The sequence below is a fragment of the Kitasatospora sp. MAA19 genome (assembly GCF_029894125.1).
Taxonomy (GTDB): Bacteria; Actinomycetota; Actinomycetes; order Streptomycetales; family Streptomycetaceae; genus Kitasatospora.
Genome location: NZ_JARXYZ010000004.1, coordinates 402,266 through 417,327 on the forward strand (window position 1 = coordinate 402,266; position 15,062 = coordinate 417,327).

The window sequence follows — 15,062 nt, forward strand, 5'->3', positions numbered from 1 at the left end:
GCACAGCAAAGGACCCGGTACCCCGTCCGGGCACCGGGTCCTCCCGAACGGGACTACAGCTTGCCCGCCGCCTCGGCGCGCAGGTCGCGGCGCAGCTCCTTGGGCAGCGAGAAGGTCAGGTGCTCCTCGGCGGTCTTGACCGTCTCGACCGTCTCGTAGCCGCGCGCGGCCAGCCACTCCAGCACGCCCTCGACCAGGATCTCCGGCACCGAGGCGCCGCTGGTCAGGCCGACCGTGGTGACGCCCTCCAGCCAGGCCTCCTGGATCTCCTCGGCGAAGTCCACCAGGTGGGCGGCCTTGGCGCCGTACTCCAGGCCGACCTCGACCAGGCGGACGGAGTTGGAGGAGTTCTTGGAGCCGACGACGATCAGCAGGTCGGTCTCGGGGGCCATCTGCTTGACCGCGACCTGGCGGTTCTGGGTGGCGTAGCAGATGTCGTCGCTGGGCGGGCTGACCAGCGCCGGGAAGCGCTTCTTCAGCTCGCCGACGGTGGCCATGGTCTCGTCCACCGACAGGGTGGTCTGGGACAGCCAGACGACCCTGGACTCGTCCCGGACCTTCACGTTGGCGACGTCCTCCGCACCGTCCACCAGGTGGATCCGGTCCGGCGCCTCGCCCATCGTCCCGACGACCTCCTCGTGGCCCTCGTGGCCCACCAGCAGGATGTCGAAGTCCTCGTCGGCGAAGCGCACGGCCTCCTTGTGCACCTTGGTGACCAGCGGGCAGGTGGCGTCGATGGTGGCGAGCCGACCCGCCTTCGCCTCGTCGTGGACGGACGGGGCGACGCCGTGCGCGGAGAAGACCACGATCGAGCCCTCGGGCACCTCCTCCGTCTCGTCGACGAAGATCGCGCCCTTCTTCTCCAGGGTCTGCACCACGTACTTGTTGTGGACGATCTGCTTGCGGACGTAGATGGGGGCCCCGTACTGCTCCAGGGCCTTCTCCACGGCGATCACGGCGCGGTCGACACCCGCGCAGTAGCCCCGGGGGGCGGCGAGCAGGACACGGCGCTGCGCGGTGTTGGACATGGCTCCATCGTACGGGCGGCGCCGAGCCGCGCCGACGGCAGGCGCTTTCCGGACAGACCCGGTCGTCGGTGCTCAAATGTGGTGTCTATGAGCTCCGCGAACGGGCAACCGGCACCGGGCGGCCTGCGCCGCACTCTGGGTGTCCGCGACCTGATGGTCTACGGCCTGCTGTTCATCGCCCCGATGGCACCGGTCGGCGTGTTCGGCGTCCTGGACGCCAAGAGCCACGGCGCCGTCGCCACGGTCTACCTGGCCGCGACGGTCGCGATGGGCTTCACCGCCCTCTCGTACGCCCAGATGGTGCGCGCGGTGCCGCAGACCGGCTCGGTGTTCGCCTACGCGCGGGCCGGGCTGGGCGAGGGGCCCGGGTTCATCGCCGGCTGGATGGCGATGCTCGACTACCTGCTGATCCCGGCGGTCGCCTACCTGTTCTCCGGGATCGCGCTGAACTCGCTGGTGCCCGGGGTCTCCCGCTGGGTCTGGACCGCGCTCGCGGTGGTGGTGACCACCGCGCTCAACCTGGTCGGCGTGCGGACGGCGGCCGTGGTCGGCTTCGCGGTGCTCGCCCTGGAGATCGCGGTGCTGGCGGTGTTCGTCGCCGCGGCCGTGGTGGCGCTGGTCCAGGACGGCGCCCGGCGCGGCTGGGGCACCCCGTTCACCGCCGTCGGCCCCTTCTCGCCGGCCGCGGTGGTCTCGGCGGTCTCCGTCGCGGTGCTCTCCTACCTGGGCTTCGACGCGATCGCGACCTTCGTCGAGGAGGCGGTCGGCGCCTCGGCGGCGGTGGCCCGGGCGGTGCTCTGGTGCCTGGCGCTGGCCGGGGTGCTGTTCGTCGCGCAGACGTACCTGGCGGCGCTGCTGGAGCCGACGACCCCGCAGCAGCTGGCCGCCGACCCGGCGGAGCAGGGCTCGGCCTTCTACGACACCGTGGAAAGCGGGATCGGGCACTGGCTGCACGTCCTGGTGGCGGCCGGCAAGGCGATCGGCGCGGCCTTCGCGGCGCTGGCCGGGCAGGCGGCGGCCGGGCGGCTGGTCTTCGCGATGGGCCGGGAGGGGCGGCTGCCGCGCGTCCTCGGCACGGTCGACCCGGCCACCGCGGTGCCGCGCCGGGCACTGCTGGTGGCCGCGGTGATCACCATGGCCGCGGCGGTCTGGGCGGCCACCCGGGACGACGGGCTGGACCAGCTGACCTCGGTGGTCAACGTGGGCGCACTGACCGCCTTCGCGCTGCTGCACGCCTCGGTGATCGGCTGGTACACGGTGCGGCACGGCTCCCGGGACCGGCTGCGGCACCTGGTTGTCCCGGCCCTGGGGATCGCGGTGATCGGCGCGGTGGTCTACGAGGCCTCGACGACCGCGCAGATCGTCGGGCTGATCTGGCTGGCGGTCGGCCTGGTGGTGCTGGGCGTCCAGGGTTCCCCCGCTTCGGCCAGGCCCTAACCTCGTACGCATGGCCAACACGAGCTCCCCCGAAGCCCCGCTCCCGGTCGGCAAGGTCTCCGCGCTGATCGGCGGCTGGATCGACCGGCTCGGCGCGGTCTGGGTGGAGGGGCAGATCACCCAGCTCAGTCGCCGGCCCGGGGCGGGTGTGGTGTTCCTGACCCTGCGCGACCCGCAGGCGGACGTGTCGCTCACGGTGACCTGCTTCCGTTCGGTGTTCGACCAGGTCGCGGACGTGGTGCAGGAGGGCGCCCGGGTCGTCGTGCACGCCAAGCCGGAGTGGTACGCGGCGCGCGGGCAGTTGTCGCTGCGGGCCTCGGAGATCCGGCCGGTCGGGCTGGGCGAGCTGCTGGCCCGGCTGGAGCAGCTGAAGCGGCGGCTCGCCGGGGAGGGCCTGTTCGCGGCCGGGCGCAAACGGCCGCTGCCGTTCCTGCCGCAGTGCGTCGGGCTGGTCACCGGGCGCGGCTCGGCGGCCGAGCGGGACGTGCTGGAGAACGCCCGGCGGCGCTGGCCGGCCGTCCGCTTCGAGGTGCGCAACGTCCCGGTGCAGGGGGTCAGCGCGGTGGAGCGGGTGAGCGCGGCCGTCCGGGAGCTGGACGAGCACCCCGAGGTGGACGTGATCATCGTGGCCCGCGGCGGCGGCAGCGTCGAGGACCTGCTGCCGTTCTCGGACGAGGGGCTGATGCGGCTGGTCGCGGCCGCCCGCACGCCGGTGGTGAGCGCGATCGGCCACGAGCCGGACCAGCCGCTGCTGGACTTCGTCGCCGACCTGCGCGCATCCACTCCGACCGATGCCGCCAAACGGGTGGTTCCGGACGTCGGCGAGGAGCTGGCCAAGGTGCGCCAGCTGCGGGACCGCGCCCGACGGCACGTCCTCGGCCGGGTCGAGCGCGAGCAGCACGGGCTGGACGGCCTGCGCAGCCGCCCCGCGCTGGCCGCCCCGCACCGGATGCTGGACGGGCGCGGCCAGGAGCTCGGCGCGCTGCTGGAGCGGGCCCGGCGCACCCTGCGGCACCGGCTGGACCACGCGCAGAGCGACCTCGGGCACACCCTCGCGCGGGTGGTCGCGCTCTCCCCGGCGGCCACCCTGGAGCGCGGCTACGCGGTGCTGCAGCGGGCGGACGGCACGGTGGTGACCGATCCGGCGCAGGTCGCGGCCGGTGAGGGCCTGCACGCCCGGGTGGCGGGCGGGTCCTTCGGCGTCGCGGTGGAGGACGGCCGGGGCGCGTAGAAGCCCTCGCCGGAGCCGAGGCTGCGGGCCTGCGGTGGAGCGACTCACCGCCGCCGCGGCCGTTCTGTCGGCGCCAGCCCCTACGCTGGCACGCATGGCAGAGCAGCAGGAGCAGCAGGGCGCGGCGGCGCCGACCCCGGACGACGCGCTGGGCTACGAGCACGCCCGGGACGCGCTGCTGGAGGTGGTCCGGCAGTTGGAGAACGGCGGGACGTCGCTGGAGGAGTCGCTGGCCCTGTGGGAACGCGGCGAGCAGCTGGCGAAGGTGTGCCAGCGCTGGCTGGACGGCGCCCGGGCCCGGCTGGACGCGGCGCTGGCCGCCGAGGAGAACGGGGTCACGGGCGGCGAGTGACGCAGCTCACAGGGGGTCGGGGAATCGTTGAAAGTTCACCCATGTTGGGATGCAGTGACCGACCCCGGCCGGTCACTCCGACGAACCCCTCCCGCATGAGGTGCAGACAAGCATGACCACCGACGCCCTGGTACTCGACGCCGCCGCTCAGGACCTGCTGTTCCGTGAGGCGCGCACCGCGAACACCTTCACCGACGAGCCGGTGACCGAGGAGCAGGTCCAGGCCATCTACGACCTGGTCAAGTACGGCCCGACCGCCTTCAACCAGCAGCCGCTGCGCGTCGTCCTGGTCCGCTCGACCGAGGGCCGCGAGCGCCTCGTCCAGCACCTGGCGGACGGCAACAAGGCCAAGACCGCCGCCGCCCCGCTGGTCGCCATCCTGGCCGCGGACAACGAGTTCCACGAGGAGCTGCCGAGCCAGTTCCCGCACTTCCCGCAGGCCAAGGACGTGTTCTTCGCCGAGCGCAGCGTCCGTGAGCACTCCGCCGCGCTGAACGGCGCCCTGCAGGCCGCCTACTTCATCATCGGCGTGCGCGCCGCCGGCCTGGCCGCCGGCCCGATGACCGGCTACGACGCCGAGGGCATCAACAAGGAGTTCTTCGGCGACGGCGAGCACTCGGTGCTGGCCGTGGTCAACATCGGCAAGCCGGGCGACGACGCCTGGTTCCCGCGTTCGCCGCGCCTGGAGTACGACCAGGTCGTCACCACGGTCTGATCCGCCACGCGCGAAGGGCCCGCACCGGTTCGTCCGGTGCGGGCCCTTTCGAATGCGTACGGGGGCGTCCACGGGTGTACGGGCGCGTTCGCGGGGCGCTCGCGGGGGCGTACGGAACGGTTCGCGGGCGGGGGACGCGCCTACTTGAGCGCCTGCGCCAGCTCGGCCAGCTCCTCGTAGGAGGCGGTGCCGGTGAGCACCGTGGTCGCGCCGCCGGTCTGCACGGTCAGCGCGCGGGACTTCTCGCCCTGCAGACGCTCCCAGGCCTGTCCGGCCACCTCCGAGGTGCCGTCCGGCTTGCCGCCGGCGACCTTGTCGGCCAGCAGCGCGTCGCGCGGGACGTCGCTCTGCTCGACCGCCGCGTACTGGCCGGACGGCGTGACGAAGCCCAGGTGCCAGGCGTTGCCCTTGCCGTTGCTGTTCGCGGCCGGCTGGTAGCCGACCGAGGTGGCCCGCCACTGGCTGGACAGCCCGTCCGGGGAGAGCAGCTGGTACGGCGCACCGCGCTTCGCGGAGGCCGCCGCCACCTTGTACTCGACCACGTGCACCGGGTCGCTGTTCGCGTCGTGCGGAAGGAACAGGTACCCGATCCAGACCACGACGCCGACCGCCAGCATCGACAGGATCATGTCCCGTACGGTCTCCCGGCCCCTGATGCGCTTGCTCTCTCCAGCCACCCCCACATGGTGACTCATCCACACACCGGTACGGCCACCCGGGGTGCCCGCGTACGGGTGAAGCGGGGCAAACCGGCCCTTGCCCGATGCCGGGTGGCGACCCGCGCCACAGACAGTCATCTTGTGGGCAGATACGATCGCAGGACCCTCACCACGGCGTTCGACCTGGCAGTAGTCGGGCGCTTACTGGCCGTCGCGTACAGAGAGGTAACGACGATGACCACGCAGTACCCGCACCACCTTCCCAGCGCCCTGGAGGTCGCGCCCGAGGCTCCGGACCGGAACCTCGCGCTCGAACTCGTCCGGGTGACCGAAGCGGCCGCGATGGCCGCCGGCCGGTGGGTCGGCCGTGGCGACAAGAACGGCGCGGACGGCGCCGCCGTCAAGGCGATGCGCACCCTGGTCTCGACCGTCTCGATGAACGGCGTCGTCGTCATCGGGGAGGGCGAGAAGGACGAAGCCCCGATGCTCTACAACGGCGAGCGGGTCGGCGACGGCACCGGCGCCGAGTGCGACGTCGCGGTCGACCCGGTCGACGGCACCACGCTCACCGCCAAGGGCATGAACAACGCCGTCGCCGTCCTGGCCGTCGCCGACCGCGGCACCATGTTCGACCCCAGCGCCGTGTTCTACATGGACAAGCTCGTGGCCGGCCCCGAGGCCGCCGACTTCGTCGACATCACCGCCCCGGCGGCCGTCAACATCCGCCGGGTCGCCAAGGCCAAGGGCAGCGCCGTCGAGGACGTCACGGTCGTCGTCCTCGACCGCCCGCGCCACGACGGCCTGGTCCGGGAGATCCGCGAGGCGGGCGCCCGGATCAAGTTCATCTCCGACGGCGACGTGGCCGGCGCCATCATGGCCGCCCGCGAGGGCACCGGCGTCGACCTGCTGATGGGCGTCGGCGGCACCCCCGAGGGCATCATCGCGGCCTGCGCCATGAAGTGCATGGGCGGCGTGATCCAGGGCCGGCTGTGGCCCAAGGACGACGCCGAGCGGCAGAAGGCCCTCGACGCCGGCCACGACCTGGACCGGGTGCTCACCACCGACGACCTGGTCAGCGGCGAGAACGTGTTCTTCGTCGCCACCGGCATCACCGACGGCGAGCTGCTGCGCGGCGTGCACTACCGCCAGGAGACCGCCACCACCAGCTCGCTGGTGATGCGGTCCAAGAGCGGCACGATCCGCGAGATCAACTCCGTCCACAAGCTGTCGAAGCTGCGGGCCTACAGCGCGATCGACTTCGACCGCGCGAACTGACAACCGCGCCAACCGACAACCGCGCCGACCGCGCGGACCAGGACGGGGCGAGCGCACCCGCGGCCTCGGCGGAATCCCCCTCCGCCGAGGCCGCGGCGCGTCCGGCCCGGGACCGGCCCGGACGCCCGTCCCGGCGTCAGCCGGCTATCCGCTGCTGCCCCGCGGCCACCCGGGACGCCTCGCGCAGCTCCGGCTCCCGGCGGCGGCGCCGGGCCAGTACGACCCGCCGCTCGGCGGCCGTCAGCCCGCCCCAGACCCCGTACGGCTCCGGCTGCGCCAGCGCGTGCTCGCGGCATTCCAGCAGCACCGGACACCGGGCGCACACCTGCTTCGCCTGCTCCTCGCGCGACAGCCGGGCCGCCGTCGGCTCCTTCGAGGGCGCGAAGAACAGCCCCGCCTCGTCCCGCCGGCAGGCCGCACCGGTGTGCCAGGGGTTGTCCTCGCCCGCGGAAGGGGGGTTCGGGGAGGCGCCCTGGGAACCCTGGCCGCCCGGGGGGTGCGGCTGCGGCCGGACGGCCGGTCGGCGCTCCAGCACCTGCGCGGCGGCGACGGGGGAGGTGGTGCGGGACTCGATCGGATGCAGCACGGCCGTACTCCTGACGAGACTCTCGGACACGGGGAAGCTCGCTCCCCTGCCCGGCTGCGAGCCCCCGCTGTCCAACCCCCGGACCGGCGCTGGGCCGCCTCCGGTGCGCAGCCGTACAAGAAGCGATGTGCGGAAGGAACTACCCCGCCCGGCCGCGATTCATGCACACTGCACGCAATCGACTACGGAGCGCACCGGACACAACGCGGAGCGCCCGACCGGGAGTTGATCCCCGATCGGGCGCCCTGTCGGTCAACCCCGGCTACTCGGTGCCGAGTTGCTTGCGCACCCACTCCTTGAGCTTCTTGCCCCGGCGCGGCTTGGCCTCGCAGCCGCCGAACACCGCGACACCCTTGACCCGGACCACCGGCGCGTACGGGTCCGCCGCGGTCTGCTCCTTGACGTCGAAGCCGCCGAAGATGCCGACGCCGCTACCGTGCAGGCTCACGTTCTCCGGCACCCGGATCTCGACCCCGCCGAACAGCGCCGTCACCTCGATCTCCACCTCGGGAGACTCGAAGACGGCGTCGGTCAGGTCGATCTCCACCCCGCCGAAGGCCGCGAACGCCCTCAGGTGCGAGCCCACCCGCCAGCGGCCCCGGCGGGACGCGCCGCCGAAGACCGCCACCATCGACGCGGACTCCTGGCGCGCGGGCGGCAGCGCCGGCGCCACCGGACGCGGTGCCGGGGCCTGCAGCGGCGGCTTCTCGAACGACAGCGGCCGGTGGCCGGGCAGGTCCCGGGTGAGCGGCACCAGATCGCCGAAGGTCTTGGCGGCGTACGCGGCCCCGATCCGCTCGGCGTGCTCGTCCGCGTCCAGCCGGCCCTCGGCGTAGGCGTCCCGCAGCAGCTCCGCGATCCGCTCGCGGTCGGCGTCCGAGACCCGCAGGTCCGCCTGCGCCACCGGGGCGTGCGACGGCTGCGGCTGCGGCTTGAGCTCGGGCTTCGGTTCGGGCTTGGTCATCGGTACGGGCGCCGGCACGGGCGGCTGCCCCGGATCGTCCTGCGGCGGCGAATTCTCCACGGCGCAAGCGTAGTCGCTCGCACGCACGGACGAGTGAGCCCGGTCACGCAGGCTGCCCTGTCCGCATGCGACGCAAGGCCGGGTCCTACCCTTGAGGGTGCTTCGCCGACGCAGCCGGACCACTGGAAACCTAAGGACCGCCCCCATGGCTCCCACGCCAGACTTCGAGTACAGCGACCTGCTCCCCCTGGGTGCTGACCCGACCCCGTACCGCAAGCTGACCTCCGAGGGTGTCTCCACCTTCGAGGCCGGCGGTCGCACCTTCCTCCAGGTCGAGCCCGAGGCCCTGCGGCTGCTCACCGCCGAGGCGATGCACGACATCTCGCACTACCTGCGCCCCGCCCACCTCGCCCAGCTGCGCCGCATCCTGGACGACCCGGAGGCCAGCCCGAACGACCGCTTCGTCGCGCTCGACCTGCTGAAGAACGTCAACATCTCGGCCGGCGGCATCCTCCCGATGTGCCAGGACACCGGCACCGCCATCGTCATGGGCAAGCGCGGCCAGAACGTGCTCACCCGGGGCGGCGACGAGTCCGCCATCGCGCGCGGCGTCTTCGACGCGTACACGAAGCTCAACCTGCGCTACTCCCAGATGGCCCCGGTGACCATGTGGGACGAGAAGAACACCGGCAACAACCTGCCGGCCCAGATCGAGCTGTACGCCACCGACGGCGACGCGTACAAGTTCCTCTTCATGGCCAAGGGCGGCGGCTCCGCCAACAAGTCGTACCTGTACCAGGAGACCAAGGCCATCCTGAACGAGGCGAGCATGCTCTCGTTCCTGGAGCAGAAGATCCGCTCCCTCGGCACGGCCGCCTGCCCGCCGTACCACCTGGCCATCGTGATCGGCGGCACCAGCGCCGAGTTCGCGCTCAAGACCGCCAAGTACGCCTCCGCGCACTACCTGGACAACCTGCCGACCTCCGGCAACGCCAAGACCGGCCACGGCTTCCGGGACCTGGAGCTGGAGGCCAAGGTCACCGAGCTGACCCAGAAGATCGGCATCGGCGCCCAGTTCGGCGGCAAGTACTTCTGCCACGACGTGCGCGTCGTCCGCCTGCCGCGCCACGGCGCCTCGCTGCCGGTCGCCATGGCCGTCTCCTGCTCCGCCGACCGCCAGGCGCTCGGCAAGATCACCGCCGAGGGCGTCTTCCTGGAGCAGCTGGAGACCGACCCGGCCGGGTACCTGCCGGACACCACCGACGAGCACCTGGACGACGACGTCGTGCGCGTCGACCTCAACCAGCCGATGTCCGATATCCGCGCCGAGCTGTCCAAGTACCCGGTCAAGACCCGGCTCTCGCTCACCGGCACCCTGGTCGTCGCCCGCGACATCGCCCACGCCAAGATCAAGGAGCGCCTGGACGCCGGCGAGGGCATGCCCAAGTACCTCCAGGACCACCCCGTCTACTACGCCGGCCCGGCCAAGACCCCCGAGGGCTACGCCTCCGGCTCCTTCGGCCCCACCACCGCCGGCCGGATGGACTCCTACGTCGACCAGTTCCAGGCCGCCGGCGGCTCCATGGTCATGCTCGCCAAGGGCAACCGCAGCAAGCAGGTCACCGACGCCTGCGCCGCCCACGGCGGCTTCTACCTCGGCTCCATCGGCGGCCCGGCCGCCCGCCTGGCCCAGGACTGCATCAAGAAGGTCGAGGTCCTGGAGTACGCCGAGCTCGGCATGGAGGCCGTCTGGCGCATCGAGGTCGAGGACTTCCCGGCCTTCATCGTGGTCGACGACAAGGGCAACGACTTCTTCCGCGAGACCACCGAGGGCCCGCTGATCACCAGCCTGCGCGTCCGCTCCAAGGAGTAGCCCCCACCCGCGTCACCCCGCCGCCCCGGCCGCCCCTCGCGGCCGGGGCGGTGTCGTTGCGCGCACTCACGCGTCGAAGTCGTACTCCAGGACGTAGGAGGCGGCGTCGAGGATCATCTCGTTGAGCTCGACGACCTGCCCCTCGTCGGCGAAGGCGGTGCGGCAGATCAGGATGACCGGGGTGCCGGCCGAGAGCTCCAGGCGGGCGGCCTCCTCCGCGCCCGGCATCCGGGAGCGGACCTCCTCGCGGAAGTGGACCGGCTTCGCGCCTATCTCGGCCAGTCGGGCGTAGGTGCCGCCCGGGCCGGTGTCCTCGCGGGTGATGGCCGTGCCGGCGACCAGGCCGGCCGGCAGGTAGGAGGTCGACAGCAGCACCGGCTTGCCGTCCAGGACGAAGCGGCGGTGCCGTACGCACATCGGCTCGCCCGGGTCCACGCCCAGCACCCGGGCGACGTGCTCCGGGGCGCCCTGCTCGGTGACGGACACCTGGTCGACCACCAGCAGGCGGTTGTCGATGTCCGCCGACCATATCGACCGGCCGGAGCCCCACTGCCCCTGCGCCAGCCGCTGGATCCCGCGCCGGCGCAGCGGCCGGAAGTCCCGGACGAAGACCCCCGCGCCCCGGCGCGCCTCGGCGATGCCCTCGCTCTGCAGCACGCCGAGCGCCTGACGGGCGGTCATCCGGGCCACGCCGTACTCGTCCATGAGGTCGTTCTCGCCCGGCAGCCGGTCGCCCGCGCAGTACTGGCCGGCGTCGATGGCCGCCTTCAGGGTGTCGGCGATCCGCTGGTACTTGGGCTGCTTGTCGCCACTGCTGCCGGTCATCGCCACTCCCTCTCCCTCGGACAAATCGTAGGCGCGCCCGCGGCCGACAGTAAGCAGATACGACCGTTGACATCTCTAGAGATATTAGCTTCTCTAGAGATGCTGGCCAGTCGCCTACCAGAGCGAGGAGCACAGCGGTGAGCACCCGTCAACGCGACGCCTCGGCCTACCGGCCGCACGTGGGTGAACTCGTCCTCGACCGGAGGACCGGACGCACCGGCATCTACATGGACACCGTCGGCGGGGAGCACTACCTGCGCCCCGAGGGCGGCGGCCGGGAATGGGCGGCCGAACCGAACCACGTCTCGCCCGTTCCCAGGCCCCGCGATTCAGCCGAATACGATCTTCCGCGCTAATTGCGGCAAAAAACACGCAAACCGCGGCATTCCGACCCGCAATCCCCCCAAGTGAATCCGGAATTCCGGAACGCCCCGCGCCCACCGTCGGGCACGTTACGGATATCACCGGTCACCATGAGTGCACCACGGACGGGATTCGGCCACCGCGATGGACCCGCACACGAATTGGCGCGCACATCACCAACAGCGCCCCCGCACCCAGACGGGCACGGGGACACTCGGGCCGATCTCTTTACGGGCAGCCGGAAACGACGTTCTCGGGTTCGTAGGTCTTGCCCGGCTCGTCGGCGGCCGGCTTGACGGGCTCCAGTACGTGCTCAGCCTCGTCGCCGAAGACCTCGTTCTCGAAGGCATCCTTCCGGTCCGCGTTCGGCTCGGTGTACTCGGTCGGGTTCGAGGTCGCAGCCACCGCGCCCTCGACAGCCCGGCCGGCCTCCACAGCGGCGGCCGGAGCCGGAGTCTGCGCCGCACTCTCGGGCGTCGACGACACCGGGGTCTCGCTCTGGTTGTTGGCCATTGGGCGGCCGCCTTTCAGTCATCAATTGTCTTCAGCCCGACCTGCTTGGCGCGGGCGCGGGGACAGTATCGTAGGGTTGATTAAATGTCCGATAAACATCGTGCGGCTTGCGGGGCCGTCCGGCAGAGTCGGGCGTCCGCCTAAGCTGAAGCACCGCGGCGGACCGCCGAGCGCCCTTTCAAGAGATCAACACCACAGGCCATCAGGGGACTTCATGGAGTTTCGGGAGACACCGCAGGCACCTGCGCTGCGCTTCCAAGTCCTCGGTCCGGTCCAGGCCTGGCTCGACGGGAAGCCCCTCTCCCTCGGGTCCCCCCAGCAGCAAGCCGTCCTGACCACCCTTCTGTTGCAGTCCGGCCGTCCGGTCACCACGCAGGATCTCGTCGACGCCCTGTGGGGCGACCGACCGCCGACCCAAGCCGTGGCCGCGCTCCGCACATACGTCTCCCGACTGCGCTCCGTCATCGAACCCCGACGAGAGATTCGCGGGCCCTCCGAGGTGCTGGTCTCCATCGCGGACGGCTATGCGCTGCGCATCCCAAACGACGCCCTGGACCTGACGGTCTTCGAAAAGCTGTCCGTCGACGCCGCGGCCGCCCGGGCCTCGGGAGACCAGCACGAGGCACACCGGCTCCTCGCCCAGGCCCTGCAGCTGTTCAGCGGCCGTCCACTCACCGGCATCCCTGGCCCCTACGCCGACGCCCAACGGCTGCGGCTGGCCGAACGTCAAGTGGCCGCCGTCGAGGAATCCTGCGCCGCCGCCCTCGACATCGGCCTCCACGCCGAAATCGTCAGCGACCTCAACATCCTGACGGCCGAGCACCCGCTGCGCGAACGACTCCGCGAACTGCTCATGCTGGCGTTGTACCGATGCGGTCGCCAGGCCGAAGCCCTGGGTGTCTACACCGACACCCGCAAGCTGCTCATCGAGGAACTCGGGGTCGAGCCGGGCGCCAGCCTGTCCGCCATGCACGCCCGTATCCTCGCGGCGGACCCGGCACTGACCCTCCCGGAGGTGACCGCCTCCGCCGCAGCCCGAAGGGACGGTCCGGCCGCCCCCCCGGCACCAGCCCAACTCCCCGCCGACGTATCGGACTTCAGCGGCCGCTCAAAGCTGGTGGCCGATCTATCGACGATCCTGCAGAACGCCACTGGCCAGGCCGTGGTGGTGACGTCGTTGGCCGGGATCGGGGGCGTCGGCAAGACCACCCTCGCTGTCCACGTCGCCCACCGCGTCCGGTCGGAATTCCCGGACGGTCAGCTGTACGTCGACCTGCGTGGGGCCGGCGCCTCACCGGCCGACCCGGTGGTCGTCCTGGGCGACTTCCTGCATTCACTCGGCGTCACCGAGAGTCCCGACTCGCTCGAACAGCGCGCGGCCCTCTACCGCTCACAGCTCGCCGGACGACGGATGCTCATCCTGCTGGACAACGCACGGGACGCCGAACAGATCAAGCCGCTGATCCCAGGCGTCTCCGGCTGCGCCGTACTGGCCACCAGCCGGTCCCGACTGGCCGGCATCCCGGGTGCACAGTTGTTCGACGTGGAGGAGCTGACGCCAGCCGAGGCAATGTCGCTGTTCTCGGCCATCGTCGGGGAGCAGCGGGCCGCTGCTGAGCCGGAGGCCACCATGGCCGTGGTCAAAGCGTGCGGCTTCCTGCCGCTGGCCGTCCGCATTGCCGCCGCCCGCCTGGCCAGCCGCCCGCGCTGGAGCGTCTCCGATCTGGCCCGCCGGTTAGCCGATCAAAGGCGCCGTCTAGACGAACTCCAGCTGGGCAACCTCGCTGTGGAGACCACCATCGGGCTCGGCTACGGACAACTCTCCGCGGCCGAGGCTCGGGCCTTTCGGCTTCTCTCGTTGATCGACTCCACTGACATCCCGCTGGAGGCGGCAGCTGCGCTGCTCGATCTGAACGAAGATGCCGCCGAGGACCTCGCCGAGGCACTGGTCGAAGCGAACATGCTGGAATGCTTCACCCCGGGCCGCTACCGCTACCACGACCTGCTCCGCCTGTACGCCCAGCGGCAGAACGAGCGGATCGGCGACGCCGAGGAGCGGGAGCGGGCGATTCAGCGGCTGTTCGACCTGCTGATCCCGACCATGCGCAATGCGGCCCAGGCCATCGAACCGGACGACACACTGCCGGAGCTGCTGACGACGCCCGCCTTGCCGGGGATCGGCCTTCCGACCAGCCAGTCCGCGCAAGACTGGCTCCGAACCGAGGGCGCCCTGCTCCTCAGTGCCGTCGAGACCGCCGCGAACGGTCCCGACGCCCTGCAGCGCTCGGCAGTCGATCTGCTGAACCTGATGTTCAGCATCGACCCCGACCCGACCCGCGGCCCTCGGGGATGCCGGGTCCTGGAAACCATCAGCCAGGACGCGGAACGCCGTGGCGACTCGGCAGTGCTCGCCCGAGCGTACTTCGCCCTCGGTACCCTCCAGTCCGTCACCAGCGACTTCCAGGGCGCCGAGCATTCGCTGCGTCGGAGCCTCGACCACCAGGCACCGGACAACCCGTCCATCCTGCTGCTGGCTACGGCCAACACGCTGGGCTGGATCCTGGGCATCGGTAACAGCAAAACCGAGGCCCTGGGGTTCCTCGAACAGGCCCGGGCCACCAGCCAGGCTGTCCGCACACCGACCGCCGAGGCACGGATCGTCGGCAACATGGCCCGGGTGCAGCACTGGCTCGGCATGACCGAGACGGCAATCCAGTCCGCCAGCGACGGAGTCTCCGCAGCGCGCGAGTCCAAGAACGGCCCGCTGCTCGCGCAGACGCTGTACCAGCTCGGCGTGGTGCTCACCGGTGGCGAAGCCGTCCCGCACCTGCGGGAGGCACATCAGCTTTACCGGTCCCAACGGAACCGGCTCTGGGAGGGCTACACCCTCGCCCGTCTGGCCTCCGCCCTACTCGCCGCCGGACAGCAGGGCGAGGCGGCCGAGGCGGCGGGCGCTTCGCTCGCGATCGCGCAGGAGATGGACTCCGCCTACTGCCAGGGCCTGGCCAACGCCGCCCTAGGCGAAGCGCTGCTCGCCCTGGCCCAGCCCGCCCGTGGCCTCGCGTGCCTCCAAGAGGCGCACGCGATCTTCACGCGGCTCGGTGTGCCGGAGGCCTCCCCCGTGGCGAACCTCATCTCACAACAGCACACCGAGCCTCCCCCTTCTTCTCCCCCCGCGCCGTAGGCCTCCGCCCCCCAGCGGAGTTCCTCCCCCGGTGCGCGCGTCGGCGCCCCCGCAGCC

General features: G+C 71.7%; 14 protein-coding genes. 8 read left to right on the plus strand and 6 right to left on the minus strand.

Annotated features, from left to right (window positions below; translation table 11 throughout):
• Positions 1–53: 53 nt before the first annotated feature.
• A complete protein-coding gene (locus P3T27_RS09735; RefSeq protein WP_280676446.1) occupies positions 54–1,028 on the minus strand; it encodes a 4-hydroxy-3-methylbut-2-enyl diphosphate reductase in 975 nt (324 codons plus the stop codon).
• 87 nt (positions 1,029–1,115) lie between these two features.
• On the opposite strand from P3T27_RS09735, the gene P3T27_RS09740 reads away from it, so the two are divergent.
• The 4 genes from P3T27_RS09740 (at position 1,116) to P3T27_RS09755 (ending at position 4,763) form a co-directional block, all read left to right on the plus strand.
• Positions 1,116–2,465, plus strand: coding sequence for an APC family permease (locus P3T27_RS09740; protein WP_280676448.1), 1,350 nt, complete (start codon positions 1,116–1,118; stop codon positions 2,463–2,465).
• A gap of 10 nt (positions 2,466–2,475) precedes the next feature.
• The gene (xseA, locus tag P3T27_RS09745) at positions 2,476–3,696 is read left to right on the plus strand and encodes an exodeoxyribonuclease VII large subunit (protein ID WP_280676450.1); all 1,221 of its coding nucleotides are present in this window, start codon (positions 2,476–2,478) and stop codon (positions 3,694–3,696) included.
• Positions 3,697–3,790: 94 nt separating this feature from the next.
• The gene (locus tag P3T27_RS09750) at positions 3,791–4,048 is read left to right on the plus strand and encodes an exodeoxyribonuclease VII small subunit (protein WP_280676452.1); all 258 of its coding nucleotides are present in this window, start codon (positions 3,791–3,793) and stop codon (positions 4,046–4,048) included.
• Positions 4,049–4,160: 112 nt separating this feature from the next.
• Complete coding sequence (locus P3T27_RS09755; protein ID WP_280676454.1) at positions 4,161–4,763, plus strand: malonic semialdehyde reductase; 603 nt, start codon at positions 4,161–4,163, stop codon at positions 4,761–4,763.
• 140 nt (positions 4,764–4,903) lie between these two features.
• On the opposite strand, the gene P3T27_RS09760 is transcribed toward P3T27_RS09755, so the two are convergent.
• Positions 4,904–5,440, minus strand: a complete 537-nt coding sequence (locus tag P3T27_RS09760; RefSeq protein ID WP_280676456.1) for a DUF4245 domain-containing protein — start codon at positions 5,438–5,440, stop codon at positions 4,904–4,906.
• A 216-nt stretch (positions 5,441–5,656) separates the two neighbouring features.
• On the opposite strand from P3T27_RS09760, the gene glpX reads away from it, so the two are divergent.
• Positions 5,657–6,697, plus strand: coding sequence for a class II fructose-bisphosphatase (glpX, locus tag P3T27_RS09765; RefSeq protein WP_280676458.1), 1,041 nt, complete (start codon positions 5,657–5,659; stop codon positions 6,695–6,697).
• A gap of 136 nt (positions 6,698–6,833) precedes the next feature.
• On the opposite strand, the gene P3T27_RS09770 is transcribed toward glpX, so the two are convergent.
• Both P3T27_RS09770 and P3T27_RS09775 read right to left on the minus strand, forming a co-directional pair.
• Positions 6,834–7,283 carry a WhiB family transcriptional regulator gene (locus P3T27_RS09770; RefSeq protein WP_280676460.1) on the minus strand — a complete coding sequence of 150 codons (450 nt, stop codon included), beginning with the start codon at positions 7,281–7,283 and terminating at the stop codon, positions 6,834–6,836.
• A gap of 262 nt (positions 7,284–7,545) precedes the next feature.
• Positions 7,546–8,247 (minus strand): DUF1707 domain-containing protein, encoded by a 702-nt coding sequence (locus P3T27_RS09775; protein ID WP_280676639.1) that lies wholly within the window; start codon positions 8,245–8,247, stop codon positions 7,546–7,548.
• 205 nt (positions 8,248–8,452) lie between these two features.
• Here P3T27_RS09775 and P3T27_RS09780 point away from each other — a divergent pair, with 205 nt between their 5' ends.
• On the plus strand, positions 8,453–10,120 hold the full coding sequence (locus P3T27_RS09780; protein ID WP_280676462.1) for a fumarate hydratase: 1,668 nt from the start codon (positions 8,453–8,455) through the stop codon (positions 10,118–10,120).
• 66 nt (positions 10,121–10,186) lie between these two features.
• On the opposite strand, the gene P3T27_RS09785 is transcribed toward P3T27_RS09780, so the two are convergent.
• Entirely contained in the window at positions 10,187–10,945 is a 759-nt protein-coding gene (locus tag P3T27_RS09785) for a GntR family transcriptional regulator (protein WP_280676463.1), read from the minus strand.
• Between the two features lie 137 nt (positions 10,946–11,082).
• Here P3T27_RS09785 and P3T27_RS09790 point away from each other — a divergent pair, with 137 nt between their 5' ends.
• Positions 11,083–11,301 carry a hypothetical protein gene (locus P3T27_RS09790; RefSeq protein ID WP_280676465.1) on the plus strand — a complete coding sequence of 73 codons (219 nt, stop codon included), beginning with the start codon at positions 11,083–11,085 and terminating at the stop codon, positions 11,299–11,301.
• A gap of 235 nt (positions 11,302–11,536) precedes the next feature.
• On the opposite strand, the gene P3T27_RS09795 is transcribed toward P3T27_RS09790, so the two are convergent.
• Positions 11,537–11,821, minus strand: a complete 285-nt coding sequence (locus tag P3T27_RS09795; protein ID WP_280676467.1) for a hypothetical protein — start codon at positions 11,819–11,821, stop codon at positions 11,537–11,539.
• Positions 11,822–11,921: 100 nt separating this feature from the next.
• Between P3T27_RS09795 and P3T27_RS09800 the strand changes: the two genes are divergently transcribed.
• The gene (locus P3T27_RS09800; protein ID WP_280676469.1) at positions 11,922–15,005 is read left to right on the plus strand and encodes a BTAD domain-containing putative transcriptional regulator; all 3,084 of its coding nucleotides are present in this window, start codon (positions 11,922–11,924) and stop codon (positions 15,003–15,005) included.
• The last annotated feature ends 57 nt before the right edge of the window (positions 15,006–15,062 follow it).

What these genes read in the sequence shown, in the direction of transcription:
- P3T27_RS09735 (WP_280676446.1), bottom strand. Translation starts at nt 1,028, where the DNA reads ATGTCCAACACCGCGCAGCGCCGTGTCCTGCTCGCCGCCCCCCGGGGC.
- P3T27_RS09740 (WP_280676448.1), top strand. Translation starts at nt 1,116, where the DNA reads ATGAGCTCCGCGAACGGGCAACCGGCACCGGGCGGCCTGCGCCGCACT.
- xseA (WP_280676450.1), top strand. Translation starts at nt 2,476, where the DNA reads ATGGCCAACACGAGCTCCCCCGAAGCCCCGCTCCCGGTCGGCAAGGTC.
- P3T27_RS09750 (WP_280676452.1), top strand. Translation starts at nt 3,791, where the DNA reads ATGGCAGAGCAGCAGGAGCAGCAGGGCGCGGCGGCGCCGACCCCGGAC.
- P3T27_RS09755 (WP_280676454.1), top strand. Translation starts at nt 4,161, where the DNA reads ATGACCACCGACGCCCTGGTACTCGACGCCGCCGCTCAGGACCTGCTG.
- glpX (WP_280676458.1), top strand. Translation starts at nt 5,657, where the DNA reads ATGACCACGCAGTACCCGCACCACCTTCCCAGCGCCCTGGAGGTCGCG.
- P3T27_RS09775 (WP_280676639.1), bottom strand. Translation starts at nt 8,247, where the DNA reads ATGACCAAGCCCGAACCGAAGCCCGAGCTCAAGCCGCAGCCGCAGCCG.
- P3T27_RS09780 (WP_280676462.1), top strand. Translation starts at nt 8,453, where the DNA reads ATGGCTCCCACGCCAGACTTCGAGTACAGCGACCTGCTCCCCCTGGGT.
- P3T27_RS09785 (WP_280676463.1), bottom strand. Translation starts at nt 10,945, where the DNA reads ATGACCGGCAGCAGTGGCGACAAGCAGCCCAAGTACCAGCGGATCGCC.
- P3T27_RS09795 (WP_280676467.1), bottom strand. Translation starts at nt 11,821, where the DNA reads ATGGCCAACAACCAGAGCGAGACCCCGGTGTCGTCGACGCCCGAGAGT.